Source organism: Oleiphilus sp. HI0079 (genome assembly GCF_001635105.1).
Genome location: NZ_LWFT01000992.1, coordinates 1 through 1013, shown reverse-complemented (window position 1 = coordinate 1013; position 1013 = coordinate 1). Strand labels below are relative to the sequence as shown.

Sequence of the window (1013 nt, the reverse complement as noted above, 5' to 3'; positions counted from 1 at the left end):
CCTGCCAAGTATTGGGTCAACATTGATGGGCCGATCAAGGAAGAATATGAAGATATGATCAAGAAGGTTCGTTTAGCACTGAGGGATGAGAAAGTGTACGACCAAAAAGCGATCTCGATTCTTTGGAAAATCCGTTGTAAATATGATCCTTCAGCCAAAGAATGCTCGGTGAAAGAGTAAGCGCTGTAACTTAAAAATAGAAGAACGAAAAAAGCGCCTCATTAGGCGCTTTTTTCGTTCTTAACACTTAGAGCTTTCTAAGTTCTTTTTCGAGTTCTCTATCAAGCTTGGCCTTTTTGCCATCTTTGTTTAGTAAAGCAGGAAGATTGCTGAACAAAAGGATGCCCGCGATACAGACGATCGACCAGATGAACTGCTCGGCCCATGCAAAATAGACACATACAGCAATGAGTAGGTGGCTGATGAGCTCGCAGGCTCTCTTGAGGTTCTTAGATGAATTTGTTGGCTCGGTCACGTGTCACTCTCCTTTAATTGCCCCTGCATTCTAGCGGATTGCCAAGCTCATGAGAGAGACATAGGCGACAGTTCTATGAGCGCAGCCTCGCTTTCGTTTCGAAAAGGGCAAAGCAAAAGTACGCGCTGCTTAATTTACAGCGTTCTTTGGGCTGCCATTGAGAAAGGCTTTGATGTTTTGGGTTACGCCATCCATTAGGCGCTGTCTGCATTCTGTAGCAATCCACGCGGAGTGCGGCGTAATGAGAAGGTTGGGTAGCTTGGCAGAAATGAGAGGGTGGTTCGTTGCCGGCGGCTCTTGTTCGAGTACATCCAGCGCAGCGCCTCTGAGGTGTTTTGAGAGAAGCGCCTCGAGCAAGTCCTCTTCATGAACAATGCCCCCGCGCGCTGTATTGATCAGCAGGGCGCCTTGCTTCATGCAAGAGAGCGTTTCTTGGTTGAAAAGGTACTTTGACTCGGGTGTCAGCGGACAGTGTATGGAAATGACATCGCACTTTTCTAAAAATGTGCTCCAGGGCGTTCTGTCTTGAGTCTGTTGA

Annotated in this window: 3 protein-coding genes; 1 reads left to right on the top strand and 2 read right to left on the bottom strand. The window is 47.4% G+C overall.

Features of this window, described 5'->3' with window-relative positions; all coding sequences use genetic code 11:
• On the top strand, positions 1-180 hold a 180-nt coding region (locus tag A3750_RS26350; protein ID WP_231871872.1), incomplete at its 5' end, for a putative solute-binding protein.
• A 67-nt stretch (positions 181-247) separates the two neighbouring features.
• Here A3750_RS26350 and A3750_RS18055 read toward each other — a convergent pair.
• Positions 248-475, bottom strand: a complete 228-nt coding sequence (locus A3750_RS18055; protein WP_068451054.1) for a hypothetical protein — start codon at positions 473-475, stop codon at positions 248-250.
• 129 nt (positions 476-604) lie between these two features.
• On the bottom strand, positions 605-1013 hold a 409-nt coding region (locus tag A3750_RS18050), incomplete at its 5' end, for an NAD(P)-dependent oxidoreductase (RefSeq protein ID WP_304440213.1).